This is a genomic window from Endozoicomonas sp. NE40, from assembly GCF_040549045.1.
In the GTDB taxonomy this organism is placed as follows: domain Bacteria; phylum Pseudomonadota; class Gammaproteobacteria; order Pseudomonadales; family Endozoicomonadaceae; genus Endozoicomonas_A; species Endozoicomonas_A lisbonensis.
In genome coordinates, this window is sequence record NZ_JBEWTB010000002.1 from 1021243 (window position 1) to 1041537 (window position 20295).

Here is a 20295-nt window from a genome sequence, read left to right on the forward strand (position 1 = left end):
CAGCTTTTCATAACAACGTGCAGAGACATTGACTATGAAACCATTAGCATTGCGCTTTCTTCCCGCAGCACTATTGACCATTATTGTTGCCCTGGTATCCCCGTTAGCCTTTGCCGACATGGACGACGACCAGTTTGAAGACAGTCAGGACTCCTATTACCAGAATGCGACATCAGAGCAGGAGACTGATGACGATTACATGATCACTGGTTTTGAAGAAGAGTCCGATGCTGACAATCAGTACCAGAACGACACGTATTATCAAGGTCAGGAAGAAGTGGTCTTTGATGAGGACGAAATGGATGGTACTCAAAACTATTATGACGATGATGAAGAGGACGGTGAATACTGATACCCATTCCATCCTCTAAACATGAATTACACAGCTATTTTAAGCTGACAAAGATGGATTTCTATTCCTCACTGTCGCGGAAACTCAGGGCAACCGAATTCATACAATAGCGATGACCTGTTGGCTCAGGCCCATCCGGGAACACATGCCCGAGGTGTGCATCGCATCGGGAGCAGCGAACCTCGGTTCGTTGCATACCATGACTGTGATCTTCCAGATAAACGACAGCCTCCTGATTAACAGCCTGCCAGAAGCTGGGCCAGCCACAACCTGCATCAAACTTGGTCTTTGAGTCGAACAGAACCTGGTCACAACAGACACAGTGATAAACCCCGTTTCTGTCAAACACAGCATACTCACCGGAAAAAGGGGTTTCTGTACCAGACTGCCGACAAACCCTGAACTGTTCGTCGGTCAGCTGCTCACGCCACTGAGCCTCTGTTTTCTCTACTTTCATCGTTTACTTCCTCCTCAGATCAATGGCTGAGAATTAATACAGCAGGCTAGACATCCACAGAAGACGACGATAAATTACCCTGCAACAGTATCTTTTTTCAAACAATAGTTCGAAAAAAACGACAAAAACCAGAATTAATCCTTTACGTCGTTCCTGTCAGGCTCTTAGCTGCATAACAGAGAGTTTTATCAGAAAGGAACGCTCGCCAGCAGGAAGTAGTATTACCGGTATCCCCATGAAGGCAATTGAAAAATCCCTGAAACTGGATAATGTCTGTTACGACATTCGCGGTCCAGTGTTGCGTGAAGCAAAGCGCCTTGAAGAAGAAGGCCATCGAATTCTGAAACTGAACACCGGTAACCCTGCAGCCTTTGACCTTGAAGCGCCAGAAGAAATCGTTCAGGACATGATCCTGAACCTGCCCAATGCCCAGGGCTACTCAGACTCCAGAGGTCTGTTTTCAGCCCGCAAGGCCATTATGCAGTACTGCCAGCAGAAGAACTTCCCACAGGTTGAACTGGACGACATCATCATTGGCAACGGTGTCAGCGAGTTGGTCGTAATGGCTATGCAGGCACTGCTGAACAATGGCGATGAGATGCTGGTGCCGGCACCGGATTACCCGTTATGGACGGCTGCCGTCAACCTGTCGGGCGGAAGGGCAGTGCATTACCTGTGCGACGAACAGTCCGACTGGTATCCGGACATTGAGGATATTCGCAGCAAGATCACCTCGAAAACCCGTGGCATTGTTGTTATTAACCCCAACAACCCGACAGGGGCAGTTTACCCAGAAGAACTGCTGGAACAGATCGTACAGCTTGCCAGGGAACATGACCTGATTATTTACGCTGACGAAATCTACGACAAAATTCTTTACGACGGCACCGAACACACCGCAATGGCCTCCATCGCAGATGATGTGCTGTGTATATCCTTTAACGGTCTGTCCAAGTCTTACCGTGCAGCAGGCTTCCGGGCGGGCTGGCTGATTGCCAGTGGCCCAAAGCATCTGGCGCAGGATTATCTTGAAGGTCTTGAGATGCTGGCCTCCATGCGTTTGTGCTCGAATGTCCCGGCACAGTACGCTATTCAGACCTCGCTGGGAGGCTATCAGAGTATTAATGACCTGCTCCTTCCGGGGGGCAGACTGCTCGACCAGCGTAATACGATCTACAGCCTGCTGGACCAGATTCCCGGAGTTTCCTGCGTCAAGCCCAAAGGCGCACTGTATGTCTTCCCTAAACTGGACCCAAAGGTTTACCCGATACACGACGACGAAAAGCTGGTTCTGGATCTGCTGCTACAGGAAAAAATTCTGCTGGTTCAGGGAACCGCCTTTAACTGGCCAAACCCCGATCATCTCAGAATCATCACCCTTCCCAGGGTAGAGGATCTTGAATCGGTTGCCACTAAGCTTGAACGTTTCCTGAGCCGATATAAACAATAAATTTCTGGCAGACTGGCAAATGCACCGGGGGAGATCATGGCTGATATTCATATTGACGACTTCTACCACGACTGCACCCGGATTCTGGTGCAGCTGTATGAAGCTTTCCCCCGTCTGACATCGGTTTACATTGACGATATCATCGGTCGCTTTGAAACGGACGAATACGGCATCCCTTCACGCCGCCACCAGGCCTGCTTCGACACTCTGTTGTGGCTGGCTGCAGAAGGCTATATTCGTTACCTGGACCGGGTTCGCCTTGAAGGTCTGGATCAGGTGGTACTCTCTGAAAAAGCCTTTCTGCGCCTGAACCAGCTCATACCCTTCGAACCGGACTCATCAACACCGGCCAGCATTGCCCGCAAACGTTCGAGCCTGGCCTGGGACCTGAAGCAGGCATTAAAGTCAGGCAGTAGCGAGACCATCTGCCTGACGGCCCGGCGCTTCTTTTTATGAAGCCCGGTTTATGAAGAAGAAAGCAATTTTGAATGATCTTTCAGCAAACTGTAAAAGTAATCAATCGCTATTGATAAACACTTCAACTCACATCATATTTCCACTATCTAATGGCCTGATTTATACGAACTGTCGGGTCAACTTTTGAACCAATACAGGTATCAAATCTTGTAATGAAAAGAATACTGCTATTTCTGGCCACAAACCTGGCGGTTATGCTGGTGGCAAGCATCACGCTTAACATTCTCGGTGTCGGCCGCTTTCTGACTGCTAACGGGCTGGACATGGGCGCACTGCTGGCGTTCTGTGCCGTATTCGGATTCGCCGGCTCCTTTGTCTCCCTGATGCTGTCCAAAACCATGGCCAAAATGGGTACCGGCACCCAGATTATTGATCAGCCACGCACAGCTCAGGAACGCTGGCTGCTGGATACCGTTAAAGAGCTGTCAGACAAAGCCGGTATCGGCATGCCGGAAGTGGGTATTTTCCCTTCACCGGAGTCCAACGCTTTTGCCACCGGCTGGAACAAAAACGCTGCTCTGGTGGCGGTCAGCCAGGGTTTGCTGGATCGCTTCAGCCCAAGAGAAGCCCGGGCGGTGATCGGACATGAAATTGGTCATGTTGCCAATGGCGACATGGTCACCCTGAGCCTGATTCAGGGTGTGGTCAATACCTTTGTCATGTTCTTCGCCCGTATCATTGGTTACGCCGTCGACAGCTTCCTGCGTCGCGATGATGAAAACTCCGGCGGCGTGGGTATCGGTTATTACATCACCAGCATCGTGGCAGAAATTGTCCTGGGGATTCTCGCCAGTGCCATTGTTATGTGGTTCTCCCGCCAGCGGGAATTCCGTGCTGATCAGGCCGGTGCCGAACTGGCCGGGCGCAGCGATATGATCGCAGCCCTTGAACGCCTGCGTTCTGAATACGACGCCCCCAGCGTGATGCCTGCCACCATGAGTGCCTTTGGTATTCGCAGTGGACTGAAGAGTGGCATCGCCGCCATGTTCACCAGCCATCCACCGCTGGAAGACCGGATTCTGGCTCTTCAATCCTCTCGTTAAAAAAGCAGGCTGTGGGGATATCTCTTATCCTCACAGCCTGCCCTGCCTGAAACCTCTATCCCTCACCTGAACATTAACGGTCAGCTTTCCTCAGATAAAAATAATCAACCACAATCTGTATTTATCAACTATTGTGTATCCTTGTTCCAGTTTCTGATTCATCTGGAACAGTCCTTTTTATCCAATAAAGATAATAATTATGTTTGGAAACAGTCGCTTAGTCGTATTTTTCTGCGTATCGTTGTTCTGTTTACTGTCCATCGACAAAGCTCAGTCAGCAATACCTGGCTGGAAACTCGTTGTCGCAACCAATAGCCTGGATGACAGTCAAAGAACAACTGTCTTTTTATTTCAGAAAGCTGGCCTCAGAGATCATTTTGCCGGAGAGAAAGCACCGTCTACTAATACTCTTTTTTCGGGGTTTATTCCTCATCAGGAAGCTTCTTTCCTGAAAATGGAAGGGAGCGGCTACACCGAAGAAGTTCAACTCAGAAGTAAGGACGCATTGGTTCCGTTAAAGCTTGAAAATTTATTGATCAACTTAAATCCATACAGCTTAAATCCAGACAATGTAAACCCAGACAATAATAAGCACTGGAACAAACAGTCCCAGCACAGCTTATTGATTATACCTTCACTGAATCAAACCCTGCCGGACAACAGTTCGGCTATATCTGAGAGTCCGGATATACTCGTATTCTCATTTTCTGGTACAGGTCTGGATGATCTTTATGCAACCATCTGTGATAATGACGCCGTTACTCTGGAAGGGTCTGATGGTCACTGGCACTTAATTATCAGGCTTCAGCATTTAACCAGAGAATGCCTGATATCCTTTCCTGAAACAGCCTCTGTTACGTTACAATCAGCTGATTTAAACCATGCAGTCAAACAGATTTCTCTCCCAATCGAAGCCAGGCCATCCAGTTCAGCAGATCAAACACCAGACAGCCATTCACAGGCAGAAACGTCTGATGAAACCGTTGCCCAGGACTCAGCATTAGTCATCTATTTATCACCCGCCACTGTCGGTCAGCATTTATATGATCAACATTATGAGACTATCTATTCCACTCACATCTGGTTGATGTCAAGGGGGGAACCGGTTCGCAACACTGAGCTTAACAGTCGTCCGCTGGTGTTATCAGAGCAATTTAAGCTTGCAACCCCGTCGATCCAGCTCCATCCGGGTACCAGCCACCGTTCAACCAGAACAATCAACTCTGACGAGGCCATACAATTATCAAAACAGCTCGACGGCTACATTGACATTCTGATGAAACACAGCTTTAAAAAGGCTGTTATTGATTTGGAATTTTCAATGCCTGCCATTGAAACAACAGCACAGTTAATCAGCCAGCTGGATCAAATCAGATATGCTATTGCCTTCCCTAAAAAACGAACCGTAAATAAAAAATCAGGGAGTAATACAAAAAAACTTAACGCCGTCTACCAGTCTATCCTCACAGCCATGGAAACGCTGTTGCTTCGAACTGGTGTAATGACGATGGATGAACTATTTAAAGACATGATAATAAATGGCGAAAAAAAAACCTTTATCGAATTTATTGCCGACTGTTACAGTGTTCTGCCGACTATATTACTCCCCGCTGGGGAAAACCCGACCCAGCTTCGGTTTATCACAGGCCGCATCAATGGAGTACTGAGCAACATCATATATTCTGTATTTTCTGATCAGGACAGCTATCAGCTGCCCGACAGGATCTACCATGTAATAGCCAGAATATTCAGAACGACCATAAGCAATCACTGGCACTTCGTAGCCGTTGATGATGTATACAACATGTTCAGCATTGCCGGTCAGAATTTTATTCGAAACAACGATGTTGAACTTATGTTTCTGCTTGCGCAACACCTGAGTGAGCATTACGACAAAGACACATACTCTAATGAAGGTGCGGACAAAGACGAGTTTGAAGATAACAAGTTATTCTTCACCGATGATTTATTTTGTTTCTATCTGGAATAAATTAACACAATTGATGCCTGACCAGGATATATCTGTCGAACAACTGCAACAGTTCGAACAACAGGCAAGGCATGTCAACACCGATACGACCGGCTGGAGTGAATTTATCAGCAGCTATGCAAAAGCGAAACAGGACTACATAGAATATTATGAAGCTCTGCTGAATCAGCGGGCTCAGGAGAATGCCGATCGTTTGCTGAACGAACTGGAAAAAGAACATCAACAAAACCAGCAGGCGCTGAACGAGGCAAGGTTGGCCAGAAGCCTGATGGTCAGTAAAAAAAGGGTTAAAACAGTCCCGACACGGGCTGATGATACACAGCCAGGTACCACAGAACAGGAAACTGACTCTGATAGCCAGTCACTCATCGACGCTTCCGAACCTGAATATAAACTGGAACCATGGGAAGAACTCTACCAGAAAGGTTCCCTGAAGCTGTCCAACAACCAGTTCACTGCCGCTCGCTCTCTTTTTCAGGAAGCACTAAATGCCCAGCCCGATTTGCTAGGTGAAGCAATAATTTATTCAGCCATTGCTGACACTTACTTTGTACCCGGCGAAATGCTGCTGAATACTGTCAATCAGGCATTTGGTCAAACCCAGCTTTTACTCAACACTATGCGGCATGCGACGCAGAAGCCTGTTGACAAGAAACGTCTGAACGCTCTGGTAGAACAGTTTATTGCAAATGCAAAAGAGCTGGATGAACCCATTAAATACTCTGCTGAGTACCATCTGAAATCGATGCAATGCCTTAATGCTATACCTGCTGAACAACTGGCACAAAACCAGGCGAGTACACTGCACGCTATTGTGAAGCAGGAGGGAGTACAGCTTGAACAGATACGGCACATGCTATCAGGAGGCGTCGATGCTCTGCTTGAAACCTATAACCTGAGAAGGGACTTTATCTTAAACATGCCATCAGACGAATCACAAAAAAACAGAGACACCGATCAGCTTTCTAAAGAGGCAGAATACAAACAGTCACTACAGGCATTAAAACATCAGTTAAATCCTGATCAGCAGGCAGAAAGCGATTACCCACACTCACGAAACCGGCAGTCAGCCAACCGCAAACCAGACACACTTTACAGCACCTTCAGAGAGGCCCTGAAAGAGGCTGAAAAAACTGAAAAACACTGGAATTTGCCCTCTTATGCTGCCTCTGAAGAAACCATTAACCTCTCTCATTACCCGATCAGGGAAATGTACAGAGCGTTTCATACAGAAAACCCTCAGTTCAGCTTCAAAAAGCTCAGAAAAAAACACCAAAAAATAGTGATTAAACCTTCAAATATTCAGTCACTTATCAACCGCCTGAGTCAGCTGACACTGGATTCAGACGACTCTAAGCCACTACCTTACTACCGCCTGAATCAGTTTCTGGCACCCGCAAACATGGCGATTGAGGATGTTGAGGCTGATCACTTTTGTCTATTCAACGCCATATACCTCTGGCTCAGCCATCACCGGGAGGCTACTTCGGCCTTTCCAAATGTTCATAATGGGCAGGCACTGTTTCTTGCTTTAGCGCCCTATGCCATCGAGCTGGCTGCATCACACCCTCAAAACCGTGAACTTAATGCCATTGCAGCAGCGTTTCATGTTGACAAGCCTAATATCCAGTTATGGGGTACCAGCGATATGCTGTATGCTCTCATCGCCCCAATACTTCAAGTGCCTGTACTGGTGCTTAATAATGCCCAAATCGAAGCCGGGCTACCCGTCACAGCAACCCTGATTGATGCATCAGGCAGTCAGCAAAATGTTGATCAGGAAGATATTTTCAATGTAATGACCAGAAATACTATGGTTCTGGTGCATAACGCTAATCACTGGATGACGGTCTTACCGGTTTCTGAATATCATGACCCCGCCAGCCAGCTGGAGACTTTACCCAATCCTTCCGATCATTTGAGAACACCTCTGTTGCCCAACCATTAGAGGTAAGAAGCGCTTCGGCAATTATACCAATCACATCCAATGCCCGTTTTTTACCATAAAATTTTTTCATCACCGGGGGTGACGAAAAAATGTTTCTTGTGCTCATGGCTGTTTATAATGGGCATTTACTCTGACAGTGGTCAATTATGCCAGTATCACATCCCGATCCCATCTGGGTTACAGACAACGACACTCTTGCCACGTACTGCACCCAATGGTTGAAACTGGATGCGATTGCGCTGGACACCGAATTTATCCGAACCGATACCTTTTACCCCAGGCCCGGCCTGATTCAGCTGGGTACAGGTCAGGAAGTGTTTCTGCTGGACCCGTTGAGAATTGATAACTGGCGGCCATTTGCCCAGCTGCTTGGCAGTGAACAGGTGATCAAGGTTCTGCATGCCTGCAGCGAAGATATTGAAGTTTTCCACATCCTGACCGGCGACAAACCTGCCGCTATTTTCGACACCCAGCTGGCAGCGTCCTATGCCGGACTGGGGCATTCGCTGGGCTACCAGAGCCTGTTGAAAACGCTTCTGGACATTGACCTGCCAAAAGACGCGACACGCTCCGACTGGCTACAACGACCTTTAACCGATAGTCAGGTCAGTTATGCAGCCCTTGATGTGGTTCATCTGCTTGAGGTGTATGACCTGCTGAAACAACGTTTACAGCCAATGCCTCACTGGAACTGGCTGCTTGAAGACTGCGCCAGCCTGTCCACCGGGGCTCTCTACCCGAAGCCGGAAGAACAATGGAAAGAGGTTAAACGCGCCTGGCAGTTACGACCAAAACAGTTATGCGTACTCAAGACTCTGGCTGAATACCGTGAGCGTGAAGCCCGTCGCAGCAATGTCCCCAGAAACCGGGTGATACCCAAAGGATCCTTGTGGCCGCTGGCACGCTATATGCCTGACAATATCCGTTCACTGTCGGCTATTCAGGACATGCGTCACCCCATTATCCGCCACTATGGGGAAGAAATTCTCAGCCTGATCAAAATGGCCAGTGAACTACCGGGAGAGCAGCACCCGGAACCATTGCCAGCCCCTTTGCCCAAAGCCGCAAAAGAGCATGGCAAACGGGTCAAACGATACACCAGCCAGAAAGCAGAAGAGCTTAACCTCCCTGTCGAGCTGCTGATGCTGGGCAAGATTCTGACTCCCATGCTCCGCAGCCGACTGGAACACGGGTTGTTCAAACTGCCGGAACAACTGCAAGGCTGGCGTCGTACCGTTTTTGCTGAACCAATGGTTGAGCAGCTGAACCAGCCTGAACAATAAAGAAGCAAGCACTCACTATGAAGAAGTTACTGGTCTCTATCTATAAAAGCAGCCGCAGGGATGAAATGTATCTGTACGTACAGAAACAGGAGCGTCTGCAAAAAGTACCTGCTCCACTGCTCGACATGTTTGGCAAAGAACAGCACGTCATGGATCTGCTACTGACTCCCGATCGCCAGCTGGCCAGAGCCGAGGCTGATAAGGTGATCAATGATATTGAAACCCGGGGTTTCTACCTGCAAACACCGCCCTCCGACCCGGACACACAACACTGACAGACTGTTACTATAAGGTTGCTGTACACCATTATGAAAAAGTCCACCCCAGGTGCCCTGACACTTGTGTTGAGTTTACTCTCTGTTACCCTGCACGCTGCCTCTTTGCCCATTGAAGAACGTTATGTCGCAGTCACCACGAGACCTTACTTTCACCCGGCCTATGAATTCGGGGACGGGCGGGCAGGAGGATGGTGTTTCGATACGGCACTGTTCCGGCTGGACGGCGACGATATCCAGCAGGTCAGCATTGAAGGAAAGATACACAGCCAGCAGCTGACAGACGTTATCCCTGATCTTGACGGCTATCCTGATAAACCCGTTCCGACTGAAACCTTTGATCAACACGACGGTCGTCGCACCTTCTGCGCCCCCTATATTTTACGCGGGCCAGATTTGTCGGAGCTGTCAGCAAGCGCCCGCTATATATTTTCAGATAAGCATCAGCAGGCCGAACTGCACAGTATCGCAACGGAAGCCGAGGCTGTCCCCAGCTTCCGCTTTTGACTGATCTATTTAAAATTTTTTACTGACTATGACTCAAGAATACTTCTGGGAAGACAAAGCCCTTTCTGAAATGACCCCGGAAGAATGGGAAAAACTGTGCGACGGCTGCGGCCGTTGCTGCCTGCAAAAGCTGGAAGACGAAGACACGGGTGAGGTTTACTATACCGCTATTGCCTGCCAGTTGCTGGATACCCACTCATGCCAGTGCTCCGATTATCCGAATCGCAAGGCAAAGGTTCCGGGCTGCCTGAAGCTGGGACTGGAAGATGTTCCTCAGTTTCACTGGTTGCCAGACACCTGTGCCTACAGACTGTTAGCCGAAGGCCAGCCACTTCCGGCATGGCACCCGCTGGTGTCCAGCTCCACAAACAGTGTGCATGAAGCCGGAATCTCGGTGCAGAGGTTTGCGGTTTCCGAACAGCAGGTGCCAGAAGACGAGTGGGAAGACTATATTATTCCCATGTTACCCGTTGGCTAACCTTCCCACGCCATCACATAATCCTTTGCCTCCAGTGGTTCCAGCTTTTTAGCGGAACCACCGGGCGTTCCCATATAGATAAAACCCAGCAGCTGTTCATCCTCTGCCAGCCCCAGCCCTCTGGCCGTTGCAGGGTGATAATTGACCGCGCCAGTTCGCCACATGGCACCCAGCCCCAGGGCATAAGCCGCATTCAGAATATTCTGTGCGGCAGCCGCTACAGACAACTGCTGTTCAATATCCGGTACTTTCGGATGCTCTTTAACCTTGCACACCAGAGCCACCAGCAAAGGCGCTCTCAGGGGCAACCCTTTAAACCGTGCTATCGCTTCCGGTGCCAGGTCTGGCTGGTCTTCCAAAGCGGCTCTGGCAAACACGTCACCCAGCGCATGCCGGGCTTCCCCGCTAATGGTCAGAAAACGCCAGGGGCGCAGACGGGCATGATCCGGTGCGCGCAACGCCGCCTGAAAAATCTGCTCCAGTTGTCTGGCGTCCGGGCCAGGTTCCGTGAGCCTTGGTGTCGACACTCGTTGTTGCAGCCCTTGTAATAATTCCATAACTACTCCCCCTTCAACCCATTTATGGCAGATGCGCTATTTTCTGGCAGTTACACTATTTTCTCGCAGTTACACTATTTTCTCGCAGTTACTCTATTTTCCGTCAGTTACACTAGCACGAAACACAGCCGTATGACTCTGCCAGACCACTCTGTACGGAAAATTGTATTTCCATAGCAAAAGTGTGGAATAATTTTGCTGACTCAGAAAAACAAAAAAACTGGCACACCCATGAGCAAAGAAACAGCTGGCAGCTTTCTGAGCCAACCGGCTTGCAGGAATTACCCGGTACGGGTTCTGTCTTACTCGCTAACGGCTCTGGCTATCGCTTACGGCATTTATCTTGGCAGTCTTCCCGCCAATCGTTATATTGCCGTCGTTTATTGTCTGGCTTATCCGCACATTGCCACGTTACTGTTATATTTCCTGAAGCAGTCTATTGGCAAAAAAGCCCTGATTGCAGCGCACATGGCAGATGCGGCCAGCCTGGGAGCAATATTAACCATAAGCGGCCTGCCCCTGCTGGAAACTCCTCTGTTTATCACTATGCTGGTGTCAACGGGGCTGATCAGCTTCGGTGTCAGGTCGCTGTTGTACAGTATTCCAACCCTTCTGATTGCCATCGAGGTCATTCACCACCTGTTTCAACCCGAACTTCTTGTTGTTATGCCGCCCGGGCTGACGCTGTTCTGTATCGCCATCTTTGCCCTGAACACCTTTATCCAGTCCCGTCAGCTGCGCCTGAAGCACAAAGCCTTTACCAGCCTGAGCCAGGAAGCCGAACAACAGCAGGAACGTTATACCGAACTGGCTCATGACCTGGCTAAATATCTTTCACCACAGGTGTGGGAGTCTATTTTTTTAGGCAGAAAAGCGGTCAAGCTCGGGAGCCAGCGCAAAAAGCTGACGCTCTTTTTCTCTGATATCAAAGGTTTTACTGAGCTGTCTGAAGAACTGGAGCCGGAAACCCTGACAGAGTTGCTGAACCAGTATTTAACGGAGATGTCTGAGATAGCGTTGCGACATGGCGGCACAATCGACAAGTTTGTCGGAGACAGTATGGTCGTCTTTTTTGGCGACCCCAAAACCCGGGGGCCAAAAGAAGATGCCAGGGCAGCCGTGTCCATGGCTCTGGCCATGCGTGAGCAAATGACGGTGCTGCGTCGGCAATGGCTTGATCAGGGGATAGAAAAACCCCTTGAAATTCGTATGGGCATCAATACCGGTTACTGCACAGTTGGCAACTTTGGCGCGGACAACCGTATGGATTACACCATTATTGGCAAAGAGGTAAACCTGGCCAGCCGACTGGAAAGCGTAGCCAAGGCCGGTGATATTCTGATTTCCCACGAAACCTGGTCTCTGATCAAGGACATCATTCTCTGTCAGACCATGGGAGACATCCAGGTAAAAGGCTTTAGTCGTCCAGTGTCCACCTATCGGGTACTGGATTTCCGCAAGAACCTCGGCTCCGGCAAAGAACTGCTGACGTTTGAGACCAAAGGCTTTGCCATGTCCCTTGACCTCAATTCGGTGGAAGAACATGAAGTTCGCAGAATCATCAAGACACTGAAACTCAGTGCTAAAGAGTTACTGGACAAAACGTTTTAATACTAATTTGCTATAACAATCGCTATAACCACTTAAACGACTCCGCAACCCGGATCAGAAACTGGTTGATCTCAACCACATCGGATTTCTCACCCTGCTCATTCCATAAAACCGCTACCGTGTTGTCCCGGCATATTACCCGAACCACTGACTCCGGCAGGGAAGCCAGCCACTCCTGCGTAAGATCAGCCGATCCGTTCCAGCGACCTTCCGGACTTTTTTCCATCGACACCGGCACCATTTCATCCGCTGTATCAATGGTCAGCGCGTACTCCAGCCAGGGGCCGTCAACGGGGTCGACACCAACAGGCAAAGCACTGGCTCCCCTGATTTCACGACAGGTCAGCCCGAGTTTTATGGCTTTATTTCGCAGCGCCATTCGATGACGCTCAGCCCTGGAAGGCAGAAGCCAGAAAAGATTGCCAAGAATAACCAGAAAGACAAGGGCAATTATCCAGATCATAGTATTGTTCTCGTTATTTAAACTGGATGTATGAACGCTGTAAGGATACCACAAAGCCAGTGTCAACACTGACCAGAATATACTACTCTGGTCAGTTATCAGCGCGCTTTATTGCCTTACCAGACGCAGGCGATTGGTTTCTTTGTGGTGGGTACTGCGCCACGGGTTAATGTCCAGACCGCCACGACGAACGTACTGCGCATAAACCGTCAACTCATCCATCTGGAAACGCTGCTGGATGTCAGTAAAGACTCGCTCAGCACACTGCTCATGAAATTCCTGATGTTCCCGGAATGAGCAGATATAACGCAGGAACGATTCGTGGTCGATGGCCTCTCCCCTGTATTCCACGACAATGGTTCCCCAGTCAGGCTGTCCGGTCACCGGACAGTTGGATTTCAGCAAGTTGGAATGAATGGCTTCTTCAGCATGCCCTTCACCTTTGAGCAGAAAGTCCGGCTGATACATGTAGGTATCAATGGCAATATCCAGTTCATCAACACACTGACCCGGAGCCTTGCTGAAACCAAAGGCTTCCATCTCTGCCACGGTCATCAGTTCAACCTTGACCGGAGCGCCCGCTGCAGTGGACAGGTCTTTGATCATGGTTTCACGGGCAACGTCAACGCTGTCGAAACGGCTCTGGTTAAATGAGTTCAGGTACAGTTTGAACGACTTGGACTCAATCAGGCAGGGAGAGTCGCAGGGCAGCTCAAAGCGAGCCACCATAGCCAGAGGCTTGCCCCGGGCATTCAGCCAGGAAATTTCATAGGCGTACCAGACGTCACAACCCACATAAGGCAGATTGTCAGGATCAAGACCCAGCTCTTCCTGTTTTTCCCGGCGGGGAATAGGGAACAGGATGGAAGGGTTGTATTCAGTTTCGTACAGACTGGTCTTGCCCAGCTGGGACATTTCGACCGTATTAGACATGGTAATCTACGCCCTTGTATCAGGTTGTGACTGAAGAATAGTCATTCAAGGACGTGGATTATCATTGAAGCCCGTTTATTATTCAAACGCCTATGTTCTGAGCCCTTTACCGGTTCTGAGCAGCCAGAGGGCAAAAGCAGCAAACAGGGCAATAGCCAGGGCCATCACCACAAAAGCCATGGTGACATTCACTCCTCCATCTTCCCCCAGAATCCCGTACCGGAAAGCATTCACCTGATACAGAATCGGGTTGAGCATGGAAACAGAGCGCCAGGGTTCAGGGAGCAGTTCTATGGAATAAAATACGCCCCCCAGATAAGTCATGGGCATCAGTACAAAGGTTGGGATAATGGAGATGTCATCAAACTTTCTGGCAAAGATGGCGTTAATAAACCCGCCAAGGGCAAACAGTATGGCTGTCATCAATACCGCCAGCAGGGTAATCGACACACTGTAGATTTGCAGGTCTACAAAAAAAGCCCCCATCAGCATCACCAGAATGCCCACCAGCAAACCTCTGACGGTTCCGCCCAGTACATACCCCATCAGGATAATGCTGTTGGATACCGGCGATACCAGTAGCTCTTCCACACTGCGCTGAAACTTACTGCTGAAAAAACTGGATACCACATTGGTAAAACTGTTGGTGATCACTGACATCATTGCCAGCCCCGGCACCACAAACGTCATGTATTTAAAACCAGCCATTTCTCCGATGCGGGAACCAATCACAGTGCCAAAAATAATAAAGTACAACGCCATGGTAATCACGGGCGGCAATAACGTCTGAGGCCAGATACGCATAAAGCGGCGCACTTCCCGAACAAAAATAGTTTTGAACGCGATGGCCTGGTACTTCCATTCTGAAGCCATCTTCTACCCCCGACTGGTCTTTTGGTTGGAAACAGACTCTGAAAAAGTGTCTGAAGCTGACTGAGGAGAGCTTGACTGAGAGTGTCCGGACGTCATTTTCATAAACAACTCTTCCAGCCGGTTAGCCTTGTTGCGCATGCTGGCTACTTCTATCTGGTAATCACTGAGCTGGCGGAACAGGTCATTCACACCCTGATGCTTACCGACCTCTACCTCAATACTGTTATCTTCCACCTTCTTAACGTCGTAACCGGCAAACCGGGGCAACTCATCCACCGGTTCTTTCAGGTCGAGCACAAAGCTTTCCTGTTGCAGCTGACTCAGAAGCTTCTTGATACTGGTGCTTTCTACGATCTCACCCTTGTCGATAATGCCGACACTGCGACAAAGCTGTTCAGCTTCTTCAAGGTAGTGGGTGGTCAGAATAATGGTGGTTCCCTGTTCATTAATTTCCTGAACAAACTCCCATAACGAACGCCTGAGTTCAATATCCACACCGGCTGTCGGTTCATCCAGAATTAAGAGTTTAGGGTTGTGTATCAGGGCGCGAGCGATCATCAGTCGGCGTTTCATACCACCGGACAGCATTCGGGACATGGTATTGCGCTTATCCCATAAGCCCAGTTGTTTGAGGTACTTTTCTGAACGCTGACGGGCATCACGGGCAGGAATACCGTAGTACCCGGCCTGAGTCATCACGACATCTTTTACTTTTTCAAACTGATTGAAGTTGAACTCCTGGGGAACCACACCCAGCAGGCGCTTAGCCTGAGTCATATTCTTGTCGAGATTATGACCAAATACATCAACATAGCCGGACGTTTTCTGCACCAGAGTGGAAACAACACCAATAGCCGTTGATTTCCCGGCACCATTTGGGCCAAGCAGGGCGAAGAAGTCGCCTTCATTCACATTAAGGTCAATTCCCTTTAAGGCTTCAAAACCATTTCCGTAGGTCTTGCGCAGGGATTTTATTGTCAGGGCCTGATTCATTGTCTGCCAGATTGTTATTGTAATGACAGCGACTGCTGCCTTTATAAACGGCAATGTTATTATATGCAGCCTTAAGCGCTAAGAACAATCTTAAGCTCTAAAAACAGCCTTAAGCTCTAAAAACAGTCAGGAGAAATCAGCACATCGGGCAGAAACACTTTCTGCCCGGTACGACCTGCCAGAGAACGCTAAAAATAAGAAGGTTTTATCAGCAACTGCCTGAGGGCATCTTTAATTTCCGGCTGTTCCCAGATAAAACCCGCTTCCTGCAAACGCTCGGGGATGGCTGCCTGGCCATGGGTTACCATTGCTGAGGACTCCCCCAGCAGCAACTTCAGTACAATGGTCGGAACCGGTATAATAGCGGGACGACGCAACGCCCCGCCCAGAGCCCTGGCAAACTCTCTGTTGGATACCGGATTAGGCGACGTTGCATTAAAAGCTCCCCTCAGGGACTCGTTGTTCAACAGAAAGGTAATAACCCTGGTCATGTCGTCTGAATGAATCCAGGACATCATCTGCTTACCGGAGCCAATCGGCCCTCCCAGTCCCAGACGAAAGGGTGGCAGCATCTCGTGCAACGCACCATTATTCTGATGCAACACCAGCCCGGTTCGAACGATACAAACCCTGACACCAAGGCTTTCCGCCCGTTTGGCTGCCTGCTCCCAGCGCTCACACAATGAAGCAGCAAAGTCTGAACCAGCAGTCGATGATTCGCTCTGAGGCTCTGAAGCACTATGATGACCATAATATCCGACAGCGGAACAACTGATCAGGGTGTCAGGGCGGTTTTCCAGTCGCTCAATCAGGTCCACCAGCTCGCCTGTCAACCCTACCCGGCTATCGAGCAATAACCTTTTGCGCTGGTGAGACCAACGCTTCGCCATAACAGGCTCACCTGCCAGGTTGATGATCGCATCGAATGCTACAGAAGGATTAATGGCATTCAGGGATTGCACCGGGCGTACACTGCTGGTCAGCAACCGGCGAACGTCGCTGGGTGACTGACGGCTGAGTACAGAAACGCGATGACCACTCATGATAAGGGCGCGAACGACCCCGCCTGCCGATAAAACCTGTGCCACCTGTAATCAAAATGTGCATGACGCTATTTACCTCATGACGCTATCTACCTGTTACTACTTTACCTGTTATTGCCAGCTACCTGACCATGTACTTGCGCTTACTTTTTTACCAGCTTTTCTGCCACTTTCATACAGATCTGTAAAGATAAGAATTCCGGAGAAATATCTTAAAACTATCGACAACAGGGCAAGCTTATTTATAGCGATGAAGAACAGGCAGGCATGCCCCGGACATTTTCAGATTATTCACGACAAAAAAATACCCGGGTCCCCTCAAACCCGGGTTTTTACTGGCTGGCTGTTTTGGCGGTTCCCGCTTCTGTTATTGTATCCATCTCAGGAGTTGTAAGGCTTGTCTGACGCTACCAGACCCAGACAGGAATTATTTTTAGCTTATCTGGCTGGTGAATCGTTCACGGCTCTAACTATACGTATTGTTACGTAGGTGTGAATTGATCCAAATCAACATTTTGCGCACTCTACCTAGTTTTTTCCGCATCACCACTATTCAAACAGCTATAAATGTCCTCGCACATACCGAGCTATCCACCGCCATTTTTGACTTGAATCAAGTTTGCCATCTTTTTAGTTACCTCTCGATGTAACCGGTTTCAGTAACCGGTTTCAAAATCAATAAAAGCGATGTACACTGAACTCGATTCCCAAACAGACACAACGTCGAAATATTGGAGTTGCGCTATGGACCTTGAATCTACCGTGATGGAAATCATCATCAATTCCGGACAGGCCAGAAGTTTTGCCTACGAGGCACTGGGTAAAGCGAAGGAGGGTGACTTTGACGGTGCAGAAACTCTGATGAACGAATCAGCAGAAGCTGCCAAACAGGCTCACAAGGTGCAGACCCAATTGATCGAACAGGATCAGGGAACAGGAAAAACGCCCATGACACTGGTCATGGTTCATGCCCAGGATCACCTGATGACCTCAATGCTCGCACAGGAAATGGTGACAGAGCTGATTACGCTTCACAGAAGGCTGGCACAGCGGGGATAATGCCAGCAATCCTACTTTAAGAAAGACTAACTATGGCCACAATTAAAGACGTAGCGGAACACGCACAAGTATCGCGAGCCACTGTATCCAGGGTACTGAACAACACTGGACAGGTAACAGAGAGTACCAGAGACCGGGTGAATGCTGCCATCAAAGTCCTGGATTACCGACCAAACCCGGTTGCCCAGTCACTGGCGTGCAATACCACCAACACCATTGGACTGATGGTGTCCTCTTTTCGAGGGGGGTTTTTCGGCGACCTGATGGCCCAGGTACAACAGGTTGCTGATACCGCAGGCAAAGTTATGATCGTTACTCAGGGCAAACATTCTGCTGAATGCGAACGCGCTGCCCTTGAGCATCTTATGAATATGCGCTGTGACGGTCTGTTATTGCATGTACGTTACCTGAGCGATGAAGAACTGATTGAAATGGCAGAGAAAATGCCTCCCTTTGTTCTGCTGGATCGTTATATAGAGGCTCTGGCTGATCGCTGCGTTACCTTTGATCATATAGCCGCAGGTGAACAGGCTGTTCAGGTATTGATTGATCAGGGCCATAGCCACATCGCCTGCCTGGCAGGCAAATTATTCAAAGAAAATGCCCGCCAGCGCTTTCAGGGATATGCCAATAAACTTGAAGAAAAAGACATTCAGCTGGATATGGAGCTGGTGACAGAAGGCGATTACGACCGGGATTCCGGTTACCGTGGCATGAAACAGATATTGTCGACAGGAAAGCCTGTCACCGCCGTCTATGCCTGCAGTGAAGAGATGGCTGTCGGTTGCATGGATGCCCTGCGGGAACTGAATATGAAAGTTCCGGATGACATTTCTCTGATCAGCTACGACAGCGTTGATCTGTGTACATTCCTGACACCCCATGTATCCGCCCTGCACTTCCCGATTACGGAAATGGCCAGTGTTGCGGGTACCCTGCTGATGAGTCAGATGCATATCGACGGCTTTAACAGGCCAGTCCAACAGCACTTTAAAGGTGAACTGAGAATCAGACAGTCCGTCAAACAGCCCTTGTAACCCGGGTCAGACACTCAGAAGAGCCGGCCACTCTTACGACTGCTGACCTGTAATCGAATGATCGCAATATGAAAACTATAAACGACACCACTGCCAGCAGTGGCGGTCAACAGAGCAAACGACAGGTGAGCCAATGAAATCGTTAAAACTAGCCGTTATCGGTGGGGGAAGCAGTTACACACCCGAACTGATAGAAGGAATCATAAACCGGATTGACCGCCTGCCTGTCACCCGGATTGATCTGATTGATGTTGAGGCAGGAAGAGAGAAGCTGGAAATAGTCACCCAACTGGCGCAGCGAATGATTGCCCGGTCCGGACTGAATATTGAGGTGCGCCACAGTCTCGATCGCAGGGAGGCCATTCAGGGTGCCAGTTTCGTGATGACCCAGCTACGGGTCGGAGGACTGGAAGCCCGGGCAAGAGACGAACACATTCCCCTGAAATACAAAGTCATCGGCCAGGAAACAACGGGACCCGGCGGCTTTGCCAAAGCCCTGCGCACCATTCCGGTAATTCTTGATATCTGTAAAGATATGGAAGAGCTGGCACCCGACGCATGGCTGATCAACTTTACCAACCCCGCTGGCATGGTCACCGAAGCCGTACACAAATATTCCAGCATTAAGGCTCTGGGACTGTGTAACGTTCCTATTAATATGCACCATCAAACCGCAGAAGCCCTTGGTGCCTCTGTTGACCGGGTAAAAGTCAACTTTGCCGGACTCAACCATCTGGTCTGGATGAGCAACATCCGACTGGATGGCCGGGATGTGACGCACAAGGTCATTGAGATGTTATGCGACGGCGCACACATGAATATGAACAATATCCATGAGTCCCCCTGGGACCCGGCATTCCTGCAATCACTCGGCGTAGTTCCCTGCCCTTACCACCGGTACTTCTATATGCAGGACGACATGCTGGAGGAAGAACTGGAATCGGCGGCCAGCACTGGCACACGGGCTGAAGTCGTTATGAAAACCGAACAGGAACTGTTCAGGCTCTACCAGAATCCGGAGCTGGCTGAAAAACCCAGGCAGCTGGAACAACGTGGTGGCGCTTATTACTCCGATGTTTCGCTGAATCTGGTCGACGCCCTTTACAATGATACCAGCGCCATCAATGTCGTTAATACTGTCAACAACGGCGCTATCAGCAATCTGCCTGACGATGCAGTGGTAGAAATCAGTGCCGTCATTGACAGCGCCGGCGCTCACCCCATTACCCAGGGAACATTGCCTGAGAACCAGATTGGCCTGGCCAGAAGCGTAAAAGCCTACGAACAGCAAGCCATCGAAGCCGCCGTAAAAGGGGACTATGGCCTGGCATTACAGGCTCTGGTCGCTAACCCTCTGGTACCCAGCGCCAGGGTAGCAAAACTCATTCTGGATGATATTCTTGAGCAGAATGCCGACTACCTGCCCCAGTTCCAGTAAAGACAAAACAACCCGGGACAGGCAGGAT

21 protein-coding genes are annotated in these 20295 nt (G+C 49.5%); 14 read left to right on the plus strand and 7 right to left on the minus strand.

All coding sequences use genetic code 11. The features are described 5' to 3' along the window. The first annotated feature begins 34 nt into the window (after positions 1–34). On the plus strand, positions 35–352 hold the full coding sequence (locus tag V5J35_RS05485) for a hypothetical protein (protein ID WP_354010295.1): 318 nt from the start codon (positions 35–37) through the stop codon (positions 350–352). 61 nt (positions 353–413) lie between these two features. Here V5J35_RS05485 and msrB read toward each other — a convergent pair whose 3' ends face one another. Continuing rightward, the gene (msrB, locus tag V5J35_RS05490) at positions 414–809 is read right to left on the minus strand and encodes a peptide-methionine (R)-S-oxide reductase MsrB (RefSeq protein WP_354010296.1); all 396 of its coding nucleotides are present in this window, start codon (positions 807–809) and stop codon (positions 414–416) included. Between the two features lie 235 nt (positions 810–1044). Here msrB and V5J35_RS05495 point away from each other — a divergent pair, with 235 nt between their 5' ends. The 9 genes from V5J35_RS05495 to V5J35_RS05535 all read left to right on the plus strand — a co-directional run bounded on the left by V5J35_RS05495 (position 1045) and on the right by V5J35_RS05535 (position 10260). After that, a complete protein-coding gene (locus V5J35_RS05495) occupies positions 1045–2259 on the plus strand; it encodes a pyridoxal phosphate-dependent aminotransferase (protein ID WP_354010297.1) in 1215 nt (404 codons plus the stop codon). A 36-nt stretch (positions 2260–2295) separates the two neighbouring features. Next, positions 2296–2715: a hypothetical protein gene (locus V5J35_RS05500; protein WP_354010298.1), complete on the plus strand. Its 420-nt coding sequence runs from the start codon at positions 2296–2298 to the stop codon at positions 2713–2715. Between the two features lie 173 nt (positions 2716–2888). After that, entirely contained in the window at positions 2889–3779 is an 891-nt protein-coding gene (gene htpX, locus V5J35_RS05505) for a protease HtpX (protein ID WP_354010299.1), read from the plus strand. 199 nt (positions 3780–3978) lie between these two features. Continuing rightward, a complete protein-coding gene (locus V5J35_RS05510) occupies positions 3979–5769 on the plus strand; it encodes a hypothetical protein (protein WP_354016287.1) in 1791 nt (596 codons plus the stop codon). Continuing rightward, the gene (locus V5J35_RS05515) at positions 5741–7717 is read left to right on the plus strand and encodes a hypothetical protein (RefSeq protein WP_354016288.1); all 1977 of its coding nucleotides are present in this window, start codon (positions 5741–5743) and stop codon (positions 7715–7717) included. The genes V5J35_RS05510 and V5J35_RS05515 overlap by 29 nt, the downstream gene beginning before the upstream one ends. A gap of 146 nt (positions 7718–7863) precedes the next feature. Then, positions 7864–9000, plus strand: a complete 1137-nt coding sequence (rnd, locus tag V5J35_RS05520; protein ID WP_354010301.1) for a ribonuclease D — start codon at positions 7864–7866, stop codon at positions 8998–9000. Positions 9001–9017: 17 nt separating this feature from the next. Further along, the gene (locus V5J35_RS05525; RefSeq protein WP_354010302.1) at positions 9018–9275 is read left to right on the plus strand and encodes a YcgL domain-containing protein; all 258 of its coding nucleotides are present in this window, start codon (positions 9018–9020) and stop codon (positions 9273–9275) included. Positions 9276–9308: 33 nt separating this feature from the next. After that, entirely contained in the window at positions 9309–9782 is a 474-nt protein-coding gene (locus V5J35_RS05530) for a hypothetical protein (RefSeq protein ID WP_354010303.1), read from the plus strand. Positions 9783–9810: 28 nt separating this feature from the next. Further along, entirely contained in the window at positions 9811–10260 is a 450-nt protein-coding gene (locus V5J35_RS05535) for a YcgN family cysteine cluster protein (RefSeq protein ID WP_354010304.1), read from the plus strand. Here the strand turns inward: V5J35_RS05535 and V5J35_RS05540 are convergent. Then, complete coding sequence (locus tag V5J35_RS05540; RefSeq protein ID WP_354010305.1) at positions 10257–10817, minus strand: nitroreductase family protein; 561 nt, start codon at positions 10815–10817, stop codon at positions 10257–10259. The two genes, V5J35_RS05535 and V5J35_RS05540, sit on opposite strands and share 4 nt — an antisense overlap. 231 nt (positions 10818–11048) lie before the next feature. Here V5J35_RS05540 and V5J35_RS05545 point away from each other — a divergent pair, with 231 nt between their 5' ends. Beyond that, on the plus strand, positions 11049–12428 hold the full coding sequence (locus V5J35_RS05545; protein ID WP_354010306.1) for an adenylate/guanylate cyclase domain-containing protein: 1380 nt from the start codon (positions 11049–11051) through the stop codon (positions 12426–12428). A 22-nt stretch (positions 12429–12450) separates the two neighbouring features. Here the strand turns inward: V5J35_RS05545 and V5J35_RS05550 are convergent, their stop codons facing one another. The 5 genes from V5J35_RS05550 to V5J35_RS05570 form a co-directional block, all read right to left on the minus strand. Then, entirely contained in the window at positions 12451–12891 is a 441-nt protein-coding gene (locus V5J35_RS05550; protein ID WP_354010307.1) for a hypothetical protein, read from the minus strand. A 108-nt stretch (positions 12892–12999) separates the two neighbouring features. Beyond that, on the minus strand, positions 13000–13824 hold the full coding sequence (queF, locus tag V5J35_RS05555; RefSeq protein ID WP_354010308.1) for an NADPH-dependent 7-cyano-7-deazaguanine reductase QueF: 825 nt from the start codon (positions 13822–13824) through the stop codon (positions 13000–13002). Positions 13825–13914: 90 nt separating this feature from the next. Next, positions 13915–14697 carry an ABC transporter permease gene (locus V5J35_RS05560; protein WP_354010309.1) on the minus strand — a complete coding sequence of 261 codons (783 nt, stop codon included), beginning with the start codon at positions 14695–14697 and terminating at the stop codon, positions 13915–13917. Positions 14698–14700: 3 nt separating this feature from the next. Further along, positions 14701–15690 carry an ABC transporter ATP-binding protein gene (locus tag V5J35_RS05565; protein ID WP_354010310.1) on the minus strand — a complete coding sequence of 330 codons (990 nt, stop codon included), beginning with the start codon at positions 15688–15690 and terminating at the stop codon, positions 14701–14703. Between the two features lie 188 nt (positions 15691–15878). Then, a complete protein-coding gene (locus V5J35_RS05570) occupies positions 15879–16778 on the minus strand; it encodes a TIGR01777 family oxidoreductase (protein ID WP_354016289.1) in 900 nt (299 codons plus the stop codon). Between the two features lie 699 nt (positions 16779–17477). Here V5J35_RS05570 and V5J35_RS05575 point away from each other — a divergent pair. The 3 genes from V5J35_RS05575 to V5J35_RS05585 all read left to right on the plus strand — a co-directional run bounded on the left by V5J35_RS05575 (position 17478) and on the right by V5J35_RS05585 (position 20267). Beyond that, the gene (locus tag V5J35_RS05575) at positions 17478–17792 is read left to right on the plus strand and encodes a PTS lactose/cellobiose transporter subunit IIA (protein ID WP_354010312.1); all 315 of its coding nucleotides are present in this window, start codon (positions 17478–17480) and stop codon (positions 17790–17792) included. Between the two features lie 32 nt (positions 17793–17824). Continuing rightward, positions 17825–18829, plus strand: a complete 1005-nt coding sequence (locus V5J35_RS05580; RefSeq protein ID WP_354010313.1) for a LacI family DNA-binding transcriptional regulator — start codon at positions 17825–17827, stop codon at positions 18827–18829. A 133-nt stretch (positions 18830–18962) separates the two neighbouring features. Next, the gene (locus V5J35_RS05585; protein WP_354010314.1) at positions 18963–20267 is read left to right on the plus strand and encodes a 6-phospho-beta-glucosidase; all 1305 of its coding nucleotides are present in this window, start codon (positions 18963–18965) and stop codon (positions 20265–20267) included. Positions 20268–20295 lie beyond the last annotated feature (28 nt).

Excerpts from the sequence above, each read along its gene's own strand:
- V5J35_RS05485 (WP_354010295.1), top strand. The coding sequence starts at position 35 with ATGAAACCATTAGCATTGCGCTTTCTTCCCGCAGCACTATTGACCATT.
- V5J35_RS05510 (WP_354016287.1), top strand. The coding sequence starts at position 3,979 with ATGTTTGGAAACAGTCGCTTAGTCGTATTTTTCTGCGTATCGTTGTTC.
- rnd (WP_354010301.1), top strand. The coding sequence starts at position 7,864 with ATGCCAGTATCACATCCCGATCCCATCTGGGTTACAGACAACGACACT.
- V5J35_RS05540 (WP_354010305.1), bottom strand. The coding sequence starts at position 10,817 with ATGGAATTATTACAAGGGCTGCAACAACGAGTGTCGACACCAAGGCTC.
- msrB (WP_354010296.1), bottom strand. The coding sequence starts at position 809 with ATGAAAGTAGAGAAAACAGAGGCTCAGTGGCGTGAGCAGCTGACCGAC.
- V5J35_RS05585 (WP_354010314.1), top strand. The coding sequence starts at position 18,963 with ATGAAATCGTTAAAACTAGCCGTTATCGGTGGGGGAAGCAGTTACACA.
- V5J35_RS05500 (WP_354010298.1), top strand. The coding sequence starts at position 2,296 with ATGGCTGATATTCATATTGACGACTTCTACCACGACTGCACCCGGATT.
- V5J35_RS05515 (WP_354016288.1), top strand. The coding sequence starts at position 5,741 with ATGATTTATTTTGTTTCTATCTGGAATAAATTAACACAATTGATGCCT.
- V5J35_RS05575 (WP_354010312.1), top strand. The coding sequence starts at position 17,478 with ATGGACCTTGAATCTACCGTGATGGAAATCATCATCAATTCCGGACAG.
- V5J35_RS05525 (WP_354010302.1), top strand. The coding sequence starts at position 9,018 with ATGAAGAAGTTACTGGTCTCTATCTATAAAAGCAGCCGCAGGGATGAA.
- V5J35_RS05535 (WP_354010304.1), top strand. The coding sequence starts at position 9,811 with ATGACTCAAGAATACTTCTGGGAAGACAAAGCCCTTTCTGAAATGACC.
- V5J35_RS05550 (WP_354010307.1), bottom strand. The coding sequence starts at position 12,891 with ATGATCTGGATAATTGCCCTTGTCTTTCTGGTTATTCTTGGCAATCTT.
- V5J35_RS05580 (WP_354010313.1), top strand. The coding sequence starts at position 17,825 with ATGGCCACAATTAAAGACGTAGCGGAACACGCACAAGTATCGCGAGCC.
- V5J35_RS05530 (WP_354010303.1), top strand. The coding sequence starts at position 9,309 with ATGAAAAAGTCCACCCCAGGTGCCCTGACACTTGTGTTGAGTTTACTC.
- V5J35_RS05565 (WP_354010310.1), bottom strand. The coding sequence starts at position 15,690 with ATGAATCAGGCCCTGACAATAAAATCCCTGCGCAAGACCTACGGAAAT.
- queF (WP_354010308.1), bottom strand. The coding sequence starts at position 13,824 with ATGTCTAATACGGTCGAAATGTCCCAGCTGGGCAAGACCAGTCTGTAC.
- V5J35_RS05495 (WP_354010297.1), top strand. The coding sequence starts at position 1,045 with ATGAAGGCAATTGAAAAATCCCTGAAACTGGATAATGTCTGTTACGAC.
- V5J35_RS05545 (WP_354010306.1), top strand. The coding sequence starts at position 11,049 with ATGAGCAAAGAAACAGCTGGCAGCTTTCTGAGCCAACCGGCTTGCAGG.
- V5J35_RS05560 (WP_354010309.1), bottom strand. The coding sequence starts at position 14,697 with ATGGCTTCAGAATGGAAGTACCAGGCCATCGCGTTCAAAACTATTTTT.
- htpX (WP_354010299.1), top strand. The coding sequence starts at position 2,889 with ATGAAAAGAATACTGCTATTTCTGGCCACAAACCTGGCGGTTATGCTG.